Annotated in this window: 14 protein-coding genes; 4 read left to right on the top strand and 10 right to left on the bottom strand. The window is 72.0% G+C overall.

Features of this window, described 5'->3' with window-relative positions; all coding sequences use genetic code 11:
• The first annotated feature begins 6 nt into the window (after positions 1-6).
• Both IE217_RS20560 and IE217_RS20555 read left to right on the top strand, forming a co-directional pair.
• The gene (locus IE217_RS20560) at positions 7-1,227 is read left to right on the top strand and encodes a L,D-transpeptidase (RefSeq protein ID WP_229865431.1); all 1,221 of its coding nucleotides are present in this window, start codon (positions 7-9) and stop codon (positions 1,225-1,227) included.
• A 174-nt stretch (positions 1,228-1,401) separates the two neighbouring features.
• Complete coding sequence (locus tag IE217_RS20555) at positions 1,402-2,148, top strand: DUF6227 family protein (protein ID WP_190179357.1); 747 nt, start codon at positions 1,402-1,404, stop codon at positions 2,146-2,148.
• A 54-nt stretch (positions 2,149-2,202) separates the two neighbouring features.
• Here the strand turns inward: IE217_RS20555 and IE217_RS20550 are convergent, their stop codons facing one another.
• The 5 genes from IE217_RS20550 to IE217_RS20530 all read right to left on the bottom strand — a co-directional run bounded on the left by IE217_RS20550 (position 2,203) and on the right by IE217_RS20530 (position 8,344).
• Positions 2,203-2,460 (bottom strand): hypothetical protein, encoded by a 258-nt coding sequence (locus tag IE217_RS20550; RefSeq protein ID WP_190179356.1) that lies wholly within the window; start codon positions 2,458-2,460, stop codon positions 2,203-2,205.
• Positions 2,461-2,557: 97 nt separating this feature from the next.
• A complete protein-coding gene (locus IE217_RS20545) occupies positions 2,558-4,789 on the bottom strand; it encodes a PTS fructose transporter subunit IIABC (protein ID WP_190179355.1) in 2,232 nt (743 codons plus the stop codon).
• A gap of 130 nt (positions 4,790-4,919) precedes the next feature.
• A complete protein-coding gene (gene pfkB, locus IE217_RS20540; protein WP_190179354.1) occupies positions 4,920-5,867 on the bottom strand; it encodes a 1-phosphofructokinase in 948 nt (315 codons plus the stop codon).
• Positions 5,864-6,625 (bottom strand): DeoR/GlpR family DNA-binding transcription regulator, encoded by a 762-nt coding sequence (locus IE217_RS20535; protein ID WP_190179353.1) that lies wholly within the window; start codon positions 6,623-6,625, stop codon positions 5,864-5,866. Before IE217_RS20535 ends, pfkB begins: the two co-directional genes overlap by 4 nt.
• A 219-nt stretch (positions 6,626-6,844) precedes the next feature.
• The gene (locus tag IE217_RS20530; RefSeq protein WP_229865441.1) at positions 6,845-8,344 is read right to left on the bottom strand and encodes an MFS transporter; all 1,500 of its coding nucleotides are present in this window, start codon (positions 8,342-8,344) and stop codon (positions 6,845-6,847) included.
• A 245-nt stretch (positions 8,345-8,589) separates the two neighbouring features.
• On the opposite strand from IE217_RS20530, the gene IE217_RS20525 reads away from it, so the two are divergent.
• Positions 8,590-9,633, top strand: a complete 1,044-nt coding sequence (locus tag IE217_RS20525; protein WP_190179352.1) for a helix-turn-helix transcriptional regulator — start codon at positions 8,590-8,592, stop codon at positions 9,631-9,633.
• On the opposite strand, the gene IE217_RS20520 is transcribed toward IE217_RS20525, so the two are convergent.
• The 3 genes from IE217_RS20520 to IE217_RS20510 all read right to left on the bottom strand — a co-directional run bounded on the left by IE217_RS20520 (position 9,630) and on the right by IE217_RS20510 (position 13,381).
• Complete coding sequence (locus IE217_RS20520) at positions 9,630-10,337, bottom strand: TetR/AcrR family transcriptional regulator (protein ID WP_190179386.1); 708 nt, start codon at positions 10,335-10,337, stop codon at positions 9,630-9,632. The genes IE217_RS20525 and IE217_RS20520 overlap by 4 nt on opposite strands.
• A 626-nt stretch (positions 10,338-10,963) precedes the next feature.
• On the bottom strand, positions 10,964-11,962 hold the full coding sequence (locus IE217_RS20515) for a sigma-70 family RNA polymerase sigma factor (protein WP_190179351.1): 999 nt from the start codon (positions 11,960-11,962) through the stop codon (positions 10,964-10,966).
• A 627-nt stretch (positions 11,963-12,589) separates the two neighbouring features.
• Positions 12,590-13,381, bottom strand: a complete 792-nt coding sequence (locus IE217_RS20510) for a dioxygenase family protein (RefSeq protein WP_190179350.1) — start codon at positions 13,379-13,381, stop codon at positions 12,590-12,592.
• 102 nt (positions 13,382-13,483) lie between these two features.
• Between IE217_RS20510 and IE217_RS20505 the strand changes: the two genes are divergently transcribed.
• Positions 13,484-14,005, top strand: a complete 522-nt coding sequence (locus IE217_RS20505) for a MarR family winged helix-turn-helix transcriptional regulator (protein ID WP_190179349.1) — start codon at positions 13,484-13,486, stop codon at positions 14,003-14,005.
• A 59-nt stretch (positions 14,006-14,064) separates the two neighbouring features.
• Here the strand turns inward: IE217_RS20505 and IE217_RS20500 are convergent, their stop codons facing one another.
• Both IE217_RS20500 and IE217_RS20495 read right to left on the bottom strand, forming a co-directional pair.
• A complete protein-coding gene (locus IE217_RS20500; protein WP_190179348.1) occupies positions 14,065-15,624 on the bottom strand; it encodes an MFS transporter in 1,560 nt (519 codons plus the stop codon).
• Between the two features lie 272 nt (positions 15,625-15,896).
• Positions 15,897-16,550 carry a TetR/AcrR family transcriptional regulator gene (locus IE217_RS20495; RefSeq protein ID WP_190179347.1) on the bottom strand — a complete coding sequence of 218 codons (654 nt, stop codon included), beginning with the start codon at positions 16,548-16,550 and terminating at the stop codon, positions 15,897-15,899.
• Between the last annotated feature and the right edge of the window lie 176 nt (positions 16,551-16,726).

The following is a 16,726-nucleotide window of genomic DNA, read 5'->3' as shown; positions in this document are numbered from 1 at the left end:
CAGCCCGTGACTACGCCGGACATAGCAGCGCGGCGCGCACTGGGGGCCTGTGCCGCCCTGATGGTCGGCGCCCTCACTCTCACCGGATGCGGCGGCGACGCCAGCGCCAAGGACGACGCCAAGGGCGGCGGCAAGGACGCCCCGAAGACGTCCACGGCGAGGATCGCCATCTCGGCCAAGGACGGCTCGACCAGCGCGTCCATCAACGCCACCGGCGTGAAGGTCAGCGGCGGCAAGCTGACCGAGGTGAAGATGACCGTGGCGGGCTCGGGGCAGTCCGTGCCGGGCTCGGTCTCGGCGGACGGAACGACCTGGAAGCCGAAGGAGCAGCTGGAGCGCGGCACGAAGTACCAGATCTCGGCGACGGCGAAGGATGCCAACGGCCTGACGTCCGCCGCGAACTCCATCTTCACCACCGTCACCACGGCGAACAGCTTCATCGGCACCTACAGCCCGGACAACGGCACGACGGTGGGCGTCGGCATGCCGGTGTCCTTCCGTTTCGACAAGGCGATCAGCGACCGCAAGGCCGTGCAGTCGCACATCTCGGTCACCTCCAGCAGCGGGCAGCAGGTCGTCGGCCACTGGTTCGGCACCCAGCGCCTGGACTTCCGGCCCGAGGAGTACTGGAAGGCCGGCTCCAAGGTCACCATGAAGATCGACCTGGACGGCGTGCAGGGCGCGAACGGCGTCTTCGGTGTGCAGAGGAAGACGGTGACCTTCACCGTCGGCCGCTCGCAGGTCTCCACGGTGGACGCGAACACGCAGACCATGACGGTGGTGCGGGACGGGCAGACCGTGAAGACCGTCCCGGTCTCCACCGGCAGCCCGGAGCACACCACGTACAACGGGCAGATGGTGATCTCGGAGAAGTTCGAGCAGACCCGGATGGACAGCCGGACGGTCAACCTGGGCGGCGAGTACGACATCTCGGACGTGCCGCACGCGATGCGCCTGACCGAGTCGGGCACGTTCATCCACGGCAACTACTGGTACAACACGGGCAATCCGCCCTTCGGCCGGGAGGGCACGAGCCACGGCTGCGTCGGCATGGCGGACGTGCGGGGCGGCGGGAGCGACACCAACGCCAAGTGGTTCTACGACAACTCGCTCCTCGGCGACGTCGTGGTCGTCAAGCACTCACCCGACAAGACCGTGGCCCCGGACAACGGCCTCAATGGCTGGAACATGTCATGGAGCGAGTGGACGGCGGGCAGCGCCGTCTGATCGGCGAGCCCCTGTGAGCTGCGTTTTTCAACCGATCGCCGGGCCGCGCGGGAACTTCTCGCGCGGCCCGGGCGTTTTACGGGCACACGTTTTCTCGGTTCCCGGACATGATGTCCGGCCGAGGGGCTACGGTATGCACCCACAAGGTGACATGCAGCAACGCCGGGAGAAACCTTGAGCGTTCCGTACGAGACGGCAGCGTACGAGCCACGCGAGTCGCCCGAGTCTCCGGAGGAGCACCTCGCGCGACTCCTCGGCCGTGCCCTGAACTCCTTCGAACTGCCCGACGAGACGATACGGCGGCTCGACTGCGCGCTGGCCTACGACGGTTCGCTCCACTCCGCGCACCACAGCGCCGGACTGCACCGCGAGACCTACCGGCACACCTGGCTGCTCGCCGACGGCTCGGCGCTCACCCTCTGGGAGCTCGTGCACAACACCGCCCCGGGCAACGAGGCCCAGCACGAGGTGTACGTCGACGAGGAGGAAGTGCGCACCGCGACCACCCGGCTGCCGCTCCCGCCGGACGCGCCGGACTTCGAACTGCCGGTGCTGGTCCAGCTCTCGGCCGTCCCCGAGACCCGGCACGCCTACTCGCCTGACGACTCCGCCGACCACGCCCGCCGGCTGCTCAGGCGCGCGGAGAACGGCGACCGGCCGGGCGCGGAGGTCGCCTCGCGGCTGGCCACGGCGTCCGGGCACCAGATCACCCAGGCCTTCGGCCGCCCCTGCCGCACGGGCCGGGCCGGCCTGTGCTTCGCGCTCTACGAGCACGCGTTCCTGCTGAGCGACGGGGTGGAGATCTCCCTGTGGGAGGTCGAGCACACGGCCACCCCCGACGGACGCCACATGTGCGAGGTGTACGCGACGGAGGACGCGGCCCGGGACGCGATGGAACGCAGGGCGTCGCAGGTGCCGTAGCCCAGTGGCCGGGGTCAGTACCCGGGGTCAGTGACCCGGTTTCAGTGGCCGGGTTCAGTGGCCGTCGTTGAGCTGGCGCATCAGGCCCGCGAAGGCGTCGCGTTCGGCCGGGGTGAGTTCCACGAACTCGCGGTGGGGGCCGCCGGAGCCGGGCTGGGGCGGGAGGGCGGACAGGCGCGGGGCGGGGGCACGCCGGGCGGTCCCGAAGCGCACGGCGCGTCGGAAGCGCACCAGGCTGATCATGCAGGCGACGATCAGCGCGGCGGGGACGGCCACACCGAACCACATGAGGAGCGAGACGTGCTGAGGCATGTCTTCCAGTAGACACCACGGTCCGGGGTCGAAACCCCGGACCGTGACGTATCTCGCATGTGCCGTGAACAACTCACAGCGCCCTAAAGGGACAAGGTCACGCGGCCACCGGCTGCTTGCGCTCGGCCGGCGCCGTCTGCGCGCTCCCGCCCGCCCCCGGGGCCGCCGCGCCGGGTGCCGTCTTGCGCAGCGTCTTGAGCGCGACCACGAGGGCGGTGGTGACGCACACGCCGGCCGCGATGGCGATCAGGTAGAGGAACGGGTTGCCGATCAGCGGGACGACGAAGATGCCGCCGTGCGGGGCGCGCAGCGTGGCGCCGAAGGCCATCGACAGCGCGCCGGTGACCGCGCCGCCCGCCATCGCCGAGGGGATGACCCGCAGCGGGTCGGCCGCGGCGAACGGGATCGCACCCTCGGAGATGAAGGAGGCGCCCAGGACCCAGGCGGCCTTGCCGTTCTCCCGCTCGGTCTGCGTGAACAGCCGCCCGCGCACGGTGGTGGCCAGGGCCATCGCCAGCGGCGGGACCATGCCGGCCGCCATCACCGCGGCCATGATCTTCATTGCGGAGCCACTCGGGTCGGAGACCGCGATGCCGGCGGTGGCGAAGGTGTAGGCGACCTTGTTGACGGGGCCGCCGAGGTCGAAGCACATCATCAGGCCGAGCAGGGCGCCCAGCAGGACGGCGTTGGTGCCGGTGAGGCCGTTGAGCCAGTCGGTCATCCCCTTCTGCGCGGAGGCGATCGGCTTGCCGATGACGACGAACATCAGGAATCCGACCACCGCCGAGGAGATCAGCGGGATCACCACCACCGGCATGATGCCGCGCAACGCCTGCGGGATGCGCACCTTCTGGATGGCCATGACCACACCGCCGGCGATCAGGCCGGCCGCGAGGCCGCCGAGGAAGCCCGCGTTGATGGTCAGGGCGATCGAGCCGCCGACGAAGCCGGGGACGAGTCCTGGACGGTCGGCCATGCCGTAGGCGATGTAGCCGGCCAGGACCGGGACCAGGAAGGCGAACGCGACGCCGCCGATCTGGAACAGCAGGGCGGCCCAGCTGTCGGCCTGGGTCCACACGAAGTGGTCCATCACCGACGGCGCCTTGTTGATCCTGTAGCCGCCGAGCGCGAAGCCGAGGGCGATCAGCAGACCGCCCGCGGCGACGAACGGGACCATGTAACTCACGCCGGACATCAGCCACTTGCGCAGCTTCGTGCCGTAGCCCTCGCCCGCCTCACCGGCCCGCTCGACCGGGGTCGGCGCCGCGCCGGAGGTCACCCAGCCGCGCTCGGCCTTACCGCGCACCTCGGTGATCAGTTCGCCGGGCCGGTTGATGCCCGCCTTCACGCCGACGTCGACGGTCGGCTTCCCGGCGAAGCGTTCCTTGTTCCGTACGGGGACGTCGTGGGCGAAGATCACGCCGTCCGCCGCCGCGATCACGGCCGGGTCGAGCCGGGTGAAGCCGGCCGAGCCCTGTGTCTCGACGATGACCTCGACGCCCGCCTCGCGGCCGGCGTTCTCCAGGGACTCGGCGGCCATGTAGGTGTGCGCGATGCCCGTGGGGCAGGAGGTGACGGCGACGATACGGAACGGAGGGCGGCCCGCCCCGTCCGCGCCCGCCCCGTCCGGTTCGGCCGCCGGGGCGGTAGTGCCCGCCGCGGCGCCGGCGGAGGCCGCCACCGGCGTCGCGGCGGAGTCCTCGTGGACCGGGACGGAGGCGGAACCCGAAGGAGCGGAAGCCGAAGAGACCGAAGAAGCCGAAGGACCGGAAGCGGCCTCGGCAGGCTCGGCGGTCGGACCGGCTGCCGGTTCGGCGGCCCGCTCGGCTGCCGGATCGGTCGCCGTCCCGGCGGCCCCGGTCCCCTCCGCGGCCGGCGCGTCCTCCGCGCGTTCACCGCGGATCAGGGCGGCGGCGCGGGCCGGGTCGTCCACCGAGCGCAGGGCGGCGGTGAACTCGGCGTTCATCAGCTGGCGGGCCAGCGACGACAGGATCGTGAGGTGGGCGTCGTCCGCGCCGGCCGGCGCGGCGATCAGGAAGACCAGGTCGGCCGGCCCGTCCGGCGCGCCGAAGTCGATCCCGGCGGCGCGGCGCCCGAAGGCGAGCGTCGGCTCGGTGACGTGCGCGCTGCGGCAGTGCGGGATGCCGATGCCGCCGTCGAGGCCGGTCGGCATCTGCGCCTCGCGGGCGGCCACGTCGGCGAGCAAGCCCTCCAGGTCGGTCACCCGGCCCTGGGCCACCATGCGCTCGGCGAGGGCGCGTGCCGCCGCTTCCTTGGTGTCGGCGGACAGGTCGAGATCGACCAGGTCCGCGGTGATCATGTCGCTCATCGCGGGCTCCTTAGCACGCGTATCGCCCAGGCCGTGGGGTGGTGGGCAGGGGTGGGGACGGGAGTGCCGTGGGGGGCTGGGACGAGGGGCGGGAAGGCTGGAGGGGCGCCCGGAAGGGCGCGGGCGGCGGTCATGACACCGGCTCCTTCAGGGCGCGGTCCACCGGCGCGTCCGACGTGACCGTCACCGCCGCCGGGTCGAGGTGCACGGGCGTCGGCATCAGGCTGCCGGGCAGCTGTACGGCGGCGGCGCCGTGGGCGACGGCGGAGGACAGGGCCTGCGGGCCGATGCCGCCCGCGATGAGGAACCCGGCGAGGGAGGAGTCGCCGGCGCCCACGTTGCTGCGGACGACGTCGACGCGGGCGCTGCCGTACCAGACGCCGGCGCCGTCCACGAGCAACTGGCCGTCGGCGCCCAGGCTGGCGAGCACGGCGCGTGCGCCCAGGCCGCGCAGTTCCTCGGCCGCCTTGACCGCGTCGCCCACGGTGCTGAGCGGGCGGCCTACGGCCTCGGCGAGTTCCTCGGCGTTGGGCTTGACCACGTCGGGGCCCTCGCGCAGCGCCTCCAGCAGGGCCGGCCCGGAGGTGTCCAGCGCGATCCGTACGCCGGCGGCGTGCGCGCGGGCGACCAGGTCGGCGTACCAGGAGGGCGAGAGCCCGCGCGGAAGGCTGCCGCAGCACGCGATCCAGTCGGCGCCGCGCGACTGCCGCCGCACGGTGTCCAGGAGCAGTTCCTGCTCCTGGCCCGTCAGCTCCGGACCCGGCGCGTTGATCTTGGTGAGGACGCCGTCCGCCTCCGCGAGCGCGATGTTGGAGCGGGTGGCGCCGGAGATCGGGACCGGCGCGACCTCGATGCCCTGGGCGGCCAGCAGTTCCTCGATGACCGCGCCCGGCGCGCCGCCCAGGGGCAGCACGGCGACCGTGCGGCGCCCCGCGGCCGCGACCGCGCGCGAGACGTTGACGCCCTTGCCGCCCGGGTCCATGCGCTCGCCGGTGGCCCGGACGACCTCGCCGCGGTCCAGCGAGGGCACTTCGTAGGTGCGGTCGAGGGAGGGGTTGGGGGTGACGGTGAGGATCATGCGCGTACTACTTCCGTGCCGCCGCGCTCGATGGCGGCGGTGTCGTCCGGGCTCAGCCCGCTGTCGGTGATCAGCAGGTCCACGTCGCTCAGGTCGCCGAAGCGCGCGAAGTGCTCCTGACCGTGCTTGCTGGAGTCGGCGAGGAGCACCACGCGGCGGGCGGCGGCGACCGCCACGCGCTTCACGGCCGCCTCGGCGAGGTCGGGGGTGGTCAGACCGTGCTCGGCGGAGAAGCCGTTGGCGGCGACGAACAGCACGTCGGCGCGGATCTCGCCGTAGGCGCGCAGCGCCCAGGCGTCGACGGCGGCACGTGTGCGGTGCCGTACGCGGCCGCCGACGAGGTGAAGCTGGATGCCGGGGTGGTCGGCGAGCCGGGCCGCGATGGGCAGGCTGTGGGTGACGACGGTGAGCTCGGTCTCCAGGGGCAGCGCGGCGGCGAGCCGGGCGACGGTCGAGCCGGCGTCGAGGATGAGCGTGCCCGCGGCGGGCAGTTCGGCGAGGGCCGCCTTGGCGATGCGGTCCTTCTCGTCGGCCGACGTGGACTCGCGCTCGGCGAGGTCCGGTTCGAAGTCCAGCCGCCCGGCCGGGATCGCGCCGCCGTGCACCCGGCGCAGCAGTCCGGCGCGGTCGAGGGCCTTCAGGTCACGGCGGATCGTCTCCGCCGTGACCTGGAACTCCTCGGCGAGCGACACGACGTCCACCCGGCCGCCGTCACGGGCGAGCCGGAGGATCTCCTGCTGCCGCTCCGCTGCGTACATGTCCGTTTGCCTCCGACCGATGCCCGAACCTGTGGTTTCTCAGGAGGCTACGCCCGGTTTTCCGGAAAGTAAACAGGTGCGGCGCCAGACCGGGCAGGATCGGACTTCCGTTTGTGTCCGGTACGCACGCCAGGGGCCCACTCATCCGGGAATCGGATGAGTGGGCCCCATGGCGAAACGGGCGGGAAGGGCCGGGCTCACGGGCGGGAAGGGCCGGGCTCAGACGGCCATCTCACGCTCGCGCTCGTCGGCGGGCCGCGACGGCCGGGACTCCCCCACGGCCCGCTCCCCCGCACCACCCGCGCCCCCGGCAGCACCCTGGGCGTCCCCCGCACCCTCCACATGCTGCGCCGGCCGCTTGGGCAGCGCCGACATCAGGACGAAGATGACGCCCAGCACCGCCGCCACCCACACCAGCGCGTGCTGGAAGGCGTCGACGAAGGCCGGGCCCACCTGGGCCGGAGTCAGCCGGTCGCCGATCACCCCGAAGAACACCACCGACACCAGGCCGAGCCCCAGCGCGTTGCCCATCTGTTGCACGGTGTTGATCAGCCCGGAGGCCGAGCCCGCGTGTTCGCGCGGCACCTCGGACAGCACCGCGTCGGTGAGCGGGGCCACGATCAGGCCCATGCCGGCGCCCATCACCACCAGCGGCAGGGCCATCTGCCAGGGCGCGATGTGCAGGCCGTACCGTCCGGACTCCCAGATGTAGAGCAGGACACCGGCGGCCATCGTCAGCGCGCCCGCCTGGAGCACCTTGCGGCCGAAGCGCGGGACCAGCTTCTGCACCGACATTCCGGCCGCCGTGGAGACCGCGAGCGAGAAGGGCACCCCCGTCAGGCCGGCGCGCAGCGGGCTCCAGCCCAGGCCGATCTGCATGTACAGCGTCCAGACCAGGAAGAACACGCCGAGCGCGACGCCGAAGACCGTCTGTACGGCGATGCCCGCGGCGAAGCTCTTGACCCGGAACAGCGACAGCTCGACCAGCGGGGAACCGTCCCGGGCCGCCTTGCGCCGCTCGTACGCCACCAGCGCGCCGAAGACCACGAACGCGCCCGCCATCGAGCCGTACCCCCAGAGCGGCCAGCCCAGCTCACGGCCGCGGGTCAGCGGGTAGAGCAGCATGAGCAGTCCGAGGGTGACCAGGCCGACGCCCACCAGGTCCAGCTTGAGCGCCCTCGGCGCCCTGGACTCGGTGATGAAGCGGCTGCCCAGCCAGAACGCGGCGACGCCCACCGGGAGATTGATCAGGAAGATCGGGCGCCACTCGAGCCCGAACAGGTTCCACTCGGTCAGCAGCGCGCCCAGCAGCGGTCCGGACACCGCGCCCAGGCCGACGACCGCGCCGAACAGCCCGAAGACCTTGCCGCGTTCGTGCGCCGGGAAGGTGGCGTGCACGATCGACAGCACCTGCGGCACCATCATCGCCGCCATGCCGCCCTGGAGGATGCGCGAGGCGACCAGCATCTCGGGGTTCGCGGCGAAGCCGCACAGGGCGGAGGCGAGGGTGAAGCCGCCGATGCCGACGAGGAACAGCCGCTTGCGGCCGTGGATGTCGCCGAGCCGCCCGCCCGTGATCAGGCCGGCCGCGAAGGCGAGGGCGTAACCGGCGGTTATCCACTGGATCTGGCTGAAGGACGCGCCCGCGTCCTTCTGGATGGACGGGATCGCGATGTTGACGATCGTGACGTCCACGAGGTCCATGAAGGCCGCGGTCATCACGATCGCCAGCGCGAACCAGCGGCGGCGGTCCGCCGCCCGCGCGATGCCGTCGGCGCTGCCGCTTCCCGTGTTTCCGGTGTTCCCAGTGCTTCCGGAACTACTGGTACCACCGGTGCTTCCGGTACTACTGCTGCTTCCGGTGCCGTCAGAGCTGTCGACAAGGGTTTCGCTGGAGGTCATGAGTTCAAGCTAGAAGGCCAAGAGGTCAGATCATGTCCTAGATCTGCGGCATTCTCGGACGCATGACGACGGACACCCCGGCACGGCTCCTTCAGCTCCTGTCCCTCCTCCAGACGCCCCGGGAATGGCCGGGCGGCGAGCTCGCCGAGCGTCTGGGCGTCTCGCGCCGCACGGTACGGCGGGATGTCGACCGGCTGCGCGAACTGGGCTACCCCGTGCAGGCCACCAGGGGCTCCGACGGCGGCTACCGCCTGGTCGCGGGCAAGGCGATGCCGCCCCTGGTGGTCGACGACGAGGAGGCGGTGGCCATCGCGGTGGGTCTGCGGGCGGGGGCCGGGCACGCCATCGAGGGCGTGGACGAGGCGTCCGTACGGGCGCTGGCGAAGCTGGAGCAGGTTCTTCCCGCCCGGCTGCGCCACCGCGTCTCCACCCTCCAGGCCGCCACCACCCCGCTGACCAGCGGCGACGGCGCGAGCGTCGCACCGGAGACGCTGACCGTCATGGCCTCGGCGGTCGCGGGACGCGAGCGGCTGCGGTTCGCGTACCGCGCCGGGGACGGCACCGGGTCCCGCCGGGTGACCGAGCCGTACCGGCTCGTCTCGACCGGCCGGCGCTGGTACCTGGTGGCGTACGACCTCGACCGGGCGGACTGGCGGACGTTCCGGGTCGACCGGGTGAGCGAACCCTTCGCCACCGGCGCGCGCTTCACACCGCGGGAGCTGCCCACGGGGAGTGCCGCCGAGTATCTGCGTCAGTCGATGTACCGGCGGCAGGAGATCTACGCCTTCACGGTGACGTTCGCCGAGCCGGCCGAGCGCGTCGCGGCGCGGCTGCCCGCCTGGCTCGGCACCCCGGAACCGCTCGACGGCGGCGGCTGCCGGCTGCGGTCCACCACCGGCGACATGGTGGAGTGGCTGGCGGTGCGGCTGGCGATGCTGGGGTACGAGTTCACGGTGCACGAGCCGACGGAACTGGTCGACGCGGTGGGCAGGTTGGGAGCGCGGCTGGTACGCGCGGCCGGAGGCGGGGACGGGAGTGGGAGCGGGAGCGGGAGCGGGAGTACGGGCCCTGGCGGGGGCACGGGCGGGGGCGGGGGTGCGGGCTAATCCCGTTCCGGCCCCGGCTGCCAGGTGAAGTCCCGTAGGGCAGCGAGGTTGCGCAGGGCGAGCGCGGTGGGGCCCTCGGATCCTTCGGCTCCGCCCCCGCCGGTGGCCCAGGACTCCACGGCCACACGCACGGCGGCACTGGCGACGGCCGCGGCGAAACGGAGGTCGGCCGGTACGGCGGCGGCGGTCAGGTCGGTCCCGGCTCCGGGGACAGCGGCCTCGGCGGTCCCGGGCCCGGCTCCGCTCCCGTCCCCGCCGTTGCGGGCAACGTTGTCGTCGGCCTCGGCGTCGGCCTCGGCGCTTCGGGCCGTCCGGGCCGCGAGCACCTCCGCCAGCGTCCGCTCCGACGCCTGGCACTCCTCGGCCCAGATCTTGCGCACCGCCGGGTTGGTCTCGGCCAGGCGGATGAGGGTGCGGGCCCACTGCCAGGAGGACGCCGAGACACCCGCTCCCGGGGTGAAGGTGTGACGCACGGCGTGGACCAGGGCCTGGCCGACGGGGAGGTCCGCCGGGGCCTCGCGCACAGCGTCCGTCCACCGCCGGGCGCCCTCGGCGTAGAGGGGGGCCACCGCCTCCTCCTTGGTGGCGAAGTAGCGGTAGAAGGTGCGCGGGGCGACACCGGCGGCCTGGGCGATGTCCTCGGCCCGGGTGGCCTTCAGTCCCCGGGTCACGAACAGGCGGGCCGCCGCCCGGGCGATCTCCATGCGGGTGGCGGCCTTACGGCGCTCGGTCAGCGAGGCGGCCTTGCGGGGAGCGGGGGTGGAGCTGGTCACGTCGGCAGGCTATGCCTGTGTGGCACAATCTGCCATCTGGGCGGGCCACCCCGGGGTTCAGGTCCGGGGTGACCCGTCTGTCCAGCACGCCTTCCCCCGGAACAGAGTTGGAGCCGGGCTCCGGCACCCGGGGGGAGTGGCGCCGGAGCCCGGCTCTGGGCAGTCCCGGCGCCGGGGGGGGATTGCGTCGGGACGTGGCTCATGGTGGGTGCGGGCCCTCGAACTCCCGGACCCGCAAGGGTTGTTCCCGGCCTCCAGCCGGTTGAAGCGGCGGTACACAGCCATGTTTGCGCGCCTTGCCGCCACCGGGCGCACGCCCCCCTTCGCTCCCCGCCTCGGCGCGCGACGCCGGCGGTGCGGTACGGCCACCTCCGCCCCTCGGGAGGAGGACCAGGCACGCCGGGCGGCGGCATTGCGCCTCGTCGCGCCAGCCGTCGGCCGTCATGCCGGCCGGCGGATCCGCCACACCCCGGTCACCCGTCCAGCCCATCCCCGGCCCATCGTCGGCCCGCCAAGGACGGCCGGCCGGCGCAGCCGGACGGAACAGCACCCGTCCGTCACGCCACCGCGTCGAACCCCGTGTCACGCGCCAGCTTCTTCAGCTCCAGCAGCGCGTGCTTCTCGATCTGCCGGATGCGCTCGCGAGTCAGACCGTGCTCCTTGCCGACCTCGGTCAGCGTGCGCTCGCGGCCGTCCTCGATGCCGTACCGCATCTTGATGATGGAGGCCGTGCGCTGGTCGAGGCGGCCGATCAGATCGTCGAGTTCCTCGCTGCGCAGCAGCGTCATCACCGACTGCTCGGGCGACACCGCCGAGGTGTCCTCGAGCAGATCGCCGAACTGGGTCTCGCCCTCGTCGTCCACCGACATGTTCAGCGACACCGGGTCGCGGGCCCAGTCGAGGACGTCCGAGACGCGCTCGGGGGTGGAGCCGAGCTCGGCGGCAATCTCCAGGGGCTCGGGCTCGCGGCCGTTCTCCCGGTTGAACTCGCGCTGGACGCGGCGGATGCGGCCGAGCTCCTCCACGAGGTGGACGGGCAGCCGGATCGTACGGGACTGGTCCGCTATGGAGCGGGTGATCGCCTGACGGATCCACCAGGTGGCGTACGTCGAGAACTTGAAGCCCTTGCGGTAGTCGAACTTCTCCACCGCGCGGACCAGGCCGGCGTTGCCCTCCTGGATCAGGTCGAGCAGCGGCAGGCCACTGCGCGGGTAGCGGCGGGCGACGGCGACGACAAGGCGCAGGTTGGAGCGGATGAAGACGTCCTTCGCCCGCTCGCCCTCGGCTACCAGGGCCTCGAGCTCCTCGCGGGAGGCGTCCGCCTTGGACTCCTCGTACCCGTCGAGGATCTGCCGCGCGAACACACCCGCCTCGATGACCTGGGACAGCTCGACTTCCTTGGCGGCGTCGAGCAGCGGTGTCCGCGCTATCTCGTCGAGGTACATGCCGACCAGGTCGCGATCGGCGATCTCGCCGCCATGGCTGCGAACACTGCTTGCCCCGTCGGCCGCCTTACCATTGGCGGACTGACGACGGGCGACGGCACGGGTTGCCATGCGTGCTCCCTTGCGGTGGTGTGTCAGCGGGTGGTCCTTAGGACGCTTGGCACTCTCTTCGGAGCCTCCGGAGCTTCCGCAGCGGCCGGTGCCTCCGGCGCTGTCGGCACTTTCGGAACTCTCCTCGGGTGCCCCGCATCCGATGGAAACAACGACTGGAATCCGGACAGAATTCCCAACCCGCCCCCCAAGTTTTCTGATCATGCAGTACCCTGTCCCGCCGCAGCGCGCCGAGCACTGGCACGCAGTGCCACCGCGCCGCACGGAACCGCAGGTCAGAGCCAGGCCCGAGAAGTTCCCGGAGCCCGCCGGGCCCGGGCGATCCACCCCGGGACCGCCCCGGCCCTGAGACTGCCGTCACAAGCGGAAGCAGCGTCCTCGCCGATCGCTCTCCCACCCTCATTGACGGGTCGTACCGGCGGAAGGTTGCCGCAAACCCGGACTCTCAGGAAATTCCCAGACCCTCCACACCCTGGTTGTACGCAGCGCGGCCCCGCACGTTTCAGCCGCACCGCGGCGACCGCCCAGCGGAGCCCGAGCAGCCGAGACGGAACAGCGGAGACGGAACAGTGGGGCCGGAGCAGCGGAGACGGAGCAGCCGCTCAGCCGAGGAGACGGAGCAGCCGCTCAGCCGAACTGCAGCGACCGCTTGGCCAGCCCCATCCAGAAGCCGTCGATCACGGACCTGTGCGCGTCCAGCTCGCCGCCGGCCTCCGCCACGCCCATGGTCACGAACAGCGGGGCGAAGTGCTCGGTGCGCGGGTGGGCGTAGCGGCCGGCCGGGGCCTTGTCGAGGAAGTCCAGCAGGGAGTCCCAGTCGCGCCCGTCGAGCGCGCGCCGCCCCCAGTCGTCGAACTCCGCCGACCAACTCGGCACCCCGGCGCCCACGTGGCGCAGCGCGGCGAGGTTGTGGGTGAAGAACCCGGAGCCGATGATCAGCACGCCCTCGTCGCGCAGCGGCGCCAGCTTCCGTCCGATGTCCATGAGCCGCACCGGGTCGAGCGTCGGCATGGACACCTGGAGTACGGGGATGTCGGCGGCCGGGAACATCTCGACCAGCGGCACATAGGCGCCGTGGTCCAGCCCCCGGTCCGGGACGTCCTGCACGGGTATCCCGGGGGCGCGCAGCAACTTGCGGACGCTCTCGGCCAGTTCGGGCGCGCCGGGGGCGGCGTAGCGGACCTGGTAGTAGTGCTCGGGGAAGCCCCAGAAGTCGTAGACGAGCGGGACGGTGCGCACGGCGCCGAGGGCCAGCGGGGCCTCCTCCCAGTGGGCGGAGACCACGAGGATCGCCTTGGGCCGGGGCAGTTCGGCGGACCAGGCGGCGAGCTGGCCGGGCCAGACCGGGTCGTCCGCGAGCGGCGGGGCGCCATGGCTGAGGTAGAGGGCGGGCATGCGCTCCTGGGTGGTGGGGGACACGGTGGCGACTCCTGCCTACTTGCTTGAACTCTAAAGCTTTACCTTCACGAGAGTACGCCGTTTTTGTTTAATCTTCAAGGAGTGGTCTCGTACAGTGGACTCATGAACACGGCACCCGCACCCGGTCCCCGTCCCACCGAGGGCCCACACTGGCTGACCGATGAGGAGCAGCGCGTGTGGCGCTCCTACCTGCACGCCACGACCCTGCTCGAGGACCACCTCGACCGCCAGCTCCAGCGCGACGCGGGCATGCCGCACATCTACTACGGGCTGCTCGTGCAGCTCGGCGAGGCGCCGCGCCGTCGGCTGCGCATGACCGAGCTGGCCATGAACGCCAAGATCACCCGCTCCCGCCTCTCCCACGCCATCGCCCGCCTGGAGAGGAACGGCTGGGTGCGCCGCGAGGACTGCCCCTCCGACAAGCGGGGCCAGTTCGCCGTACTGACCGACGAGGGCGCCGAGGTGCTGAGGCGTACCGCGCCGGGCCATGTGGCTGCCGTACGCCAGGCGCTGTTCGACCGGCTCAGCCCCGAACAGCAGAAGTCCCTCGGCGAGATCATGCAGATCGTCGCCGAGGGACTCCAGCCGGACGAGGCGGGCGCGGACCTGCCCTGGCTCCGCTGAGCCGCGTGGCGTCCAGCCGACAGGCTTACCCTTCGCTGCCGCCCGTGGGGTCAGTGCGCTCAGTGCGCGATGACCGGCACCGCCACCTCGTCCTGCGGGTCCTGCGCGTCCTCGCTCGAGGCGGCCGGGGAACCGCCGACCGTGGTGCTGCCCGGACGGCCCGCGTTGACCAGGGTCAGCGCGATCACGCCGGCCAGGACCAGGATGCCCACGGCGAACCAGATGGCGGTGGTGTAGCCGTGCACCAGCCCCTGCGTCTGGACCAGCTGCTGCGACTTGGCCGGGGCACCGGCGATGTGGTCCTTGACGTACGCGACCGTCGCGGAGGAGGCGATCGTGTTCAGCAGGGCCGTGCCGATGGCGCCGCCCACCTGCTGGGAGGTGTTGACCATCGCGGAGGCGACACCCGCGTCACGCGGCTGGACGCCCAGGGTGGCCAGCGACATGGCCGGCATGAACGCCGTGCCCATGCCGAGGCCGAGCAGCAGCATCGCGGGCAGCAGCAGGGCCGGGTACGAGGAGCCGATCTCCAGCTGGGTCAGCAGCAGCATGCCGACCGAGGCGACCAGGAAGCCGGGGCCCATCAGCAGCCGGGCCGGGACGCGGGTCATCAGCCGGGCGCCGATCTGGGTGGAGCCGGTGATCATGCCCGCGATCATCGGGAGGAAGGCGAAGCCGGTCTTCACCGGCGAGTAGCCCTTCACGACCTGGAGGTAGTAGGTCAGGAAGAGGAACAGGCCGAACATGCCGATGATGGCCAGGCCGAGGGAGAGGTACACGCCACCGCGGTTGCGCTCGGTGATGACCCGCAGCGGCAGCAGCGGGGCCTTCACCTTGGACTCCACCAGCACGAACGCGCCCAGCAGGACGGCGGAGGCGACGAACATCGACACGGTCAGGGCGTCGCCCCAGCCGTCCGACTCGGCGCGGGTGAAGCCGTAGACCAGGGCGACCAGGCCGAGGGTGGACAGCACGACACCCGGGATGTCCAGCGGCGAGCGGTTGCGACCGCCCTTGGGCTCACGGATGACGAAGTAGGCGCCGGCCGCGGCGACCACGGCGAACGGGACGTTGACGAAGAAGGTCCAGCGCCAGTTCAGGTACTCGGTGAGGAACCCGCCGAGGATGAGGCCCACGGCGCCACCGCCGCCGGCGATCGCACCGTAGATGCCGAACGCCTTGGCGCGCTCCTTGGCGTCGGTGAACATCACGGCGAGCAGGGACAGCGCGGCCGGCGCGAGGAGCGCGCCGAAGGCGCCCTGGAGCGCGCGGGCGCCGAACATCATCGCCCCGTTGGTGGCCGCGCCGCCGAGCGCGGAGGCCGCGGCGAAGCCGGCCAGGCCGGTCACGAAGGCGCGCTTGCGGCCCCAGAGGTCGGCGATCCGGCCGCCGAAGAGGAGCAGTCCGCCGAAGGCGAGGGCGTAGGCGGTGACCACCCACTGCCGGTTGCCGTCGGAGATGCCGAGGTCGCTCTGGGCGGAGGGCAGGGCGATGTTCACGATGGTGGCGTCGAGGACGACCATCAGCTGGGCCAGCGCGATGAATACCAGCGCCTTCCAGCGGTTGGCGTCGCCGGTCTCCACCGGGACGCCGGAAGCCTGTGCGGCTGTTGCAGACATGGGTGTACCCACTTCGGGACTTCGTGACGGAAAAAGAGTGAAAAAGCGATCTGCGGACGTCGAGGGATGGCAGCCCGTCCACGGGACGGGCGGCAGGAAGCAGACGGCGGATGGACAGCCGGGACGGCCGGCGGTCGGCCGGCGGACGGCCGGGCGGTCGGCCGGCGGACAGCCGGACGGTCGGCCGGCGGACAGCCGGACGGTTGACCGGCGGACAGCCGGACGGTTGACCGGCGGACAGCCGGGACGGCCGGAGGCTGGTTCAGGCTGGTTCAGGCCTGGCGGAGGTCCTCCAAGGTCGTGGCCGTACCCGGCAGGACGGATCGGGCCGGAGCCCGCAGCCCGTCCAGGAACAGCTGAAGATGACGGTGTACGAAGCGGTCATGGCTGAGGCAGCCGGTGCCGGCCGGGGGCCGGCTGAGCTGGGCCGCGGCGATCATCAGGTCGCCGACGCCCACGTCGGGGCGCAGCTGACCGGCCGCCACGGCACGGCCCATGACCTCCTCGATGAGGTCCTCGACCCGTTCGCGCGCGGCTTCCAGGTCGGGGTGGTGCTGGTCGAACGTGCTGGAGACCATCGGGCACAGCGCGCTGATCCGCTCGTCGGCGGCGACGTGCACGAAGCGCTCCAGGGCCTCGAATGCGTCGCCGGTCTCCGCGAGCGCGTCCTCGGCCGCGCGCGCCGTACGGTCCATGACGGAGCAGACGACCTCGCGTACGAGTGCGTCGCGGTCCGGGAAGTTGCGGTACAGCGTGGCGTTGCCGACGCCGGCCCGGCGGGCGATCTCGTCGAGCGGCACCTCGGGGCCGTGCTCGACGAACACCTCGCGGGCGGCGGTGACGATCCGCTCCCGGTTGCGCAGGGCGTCGGCACGGGGCCTGCTCGCCTTGCGCTGCACGGGGTTCACGGTCGTCGGGGCCTGCACGGCGTACTCCTCTGTCGATGGCTGACGGTTTCGTCGGTGGGTCGTCGGTTGATCTTCGGTCGGTCTTCGCCTGAGCGTCAGTTGGGCAATCCGGGGAGGGTCTCCCCGCTTCGCACGGACACAGGTTCAAACGGGGAAACGATCCCCGGTTATTTCCCGCCCCGAAGAGAATTCAT

It is taken from the genome of Streptomyces naganishii JCM 4654, assembly GCF_014650575.1.
Taxonomy (GTDB): domain Bacteria; phylum Actinomycetota; class Actinomycetes; order Streptomycetales; family Streptomycetaceae; genus Streptomyces; species Streptomyces naganishii.
The sequence above is the reverse complement of the archived record's forward strand: the minus strand, read 5'-3'. Positions and strand labels throughout refer to the sequence as shown.

What these genes read in the sequence shown, in the direction of transcription:
- IE217_RS20550 (WP_190179356.1), bottom strand. Translation starts at nt 2,460, where the DNA reads ATGCCTCAGCACGTCTCGCTCCTCATGTGGTTCGGTGTGGCCGTCCCC.
- IE217_RS20535 (WP_190179353.1), bottom strand. Translation starts at nt 6,625, where the DNA reads ATGTACGCAGCGGAGCGGCAGCAGGAGATCCTCCGGCTCGCCCGTGAC.
- IE217_RS20500 (WP_190179348.1), bottom strand. Translation starts at nt 15,624, where the DNA reads ATGTCTGCAACAGCCGCACAGGCTTCCGGCGTCCCGGTGGAGACCGGC.
- IE217_RS20515 (WP_190179351.1), bottom strand. Translation starts at nt 11,962, where the DNA reads ATGGCAACCCGTGCCGTCGCCCGTCGTCAGTCCGCCAATGGTAAGGCG.
- IE217_RS20505 (WP_190179349.1), top strand. Translation starts at nt 13,484, where the DNA reads ATGAACACGGCACCCGCACCCGGTCCCCGTCCCACCGAGGGCCCACAC.
- IE217_RS20525 (WP_190179352.1), top strand. Translation starts at nt 8,590, where the DNA reads ATGACGACGGACACCCCGGCACGGCTCCTTCAGCTCCTGTCCCTCCTC.
- IE217_RS20530 (WP_229865441.1), bottom strand. Translation starts at nt 8,344, where the DNA reads ATGACCGCGGCCTTCATGGACCTCGTGGACGTCACGATCGTCAACATC.
- IE217_RS20520 (WP_190179386.1), bottom strand. Translation starts at nt 10,337, where the DNA reads ATGGAGATCGCCCGGGCGGCGGCCCGCCTGTTCGTGACCCGGGGACTG.
- pfkB (WP_190179354.1), bottom strand. Translation starts at nt 5,867, where the DNA reads ATGATCCTCACCGTCACCCCCAACCCCTCCCTCGACCGCACCTACGAA.
- IE217_RS20545 (WP_190179355.1), bottom strand. Translation starts at nt 4,789, where the DNA reads ATGAGCGACATGATCACCGCGGACCTGGTCGATCTCGACCTGTCCGCC.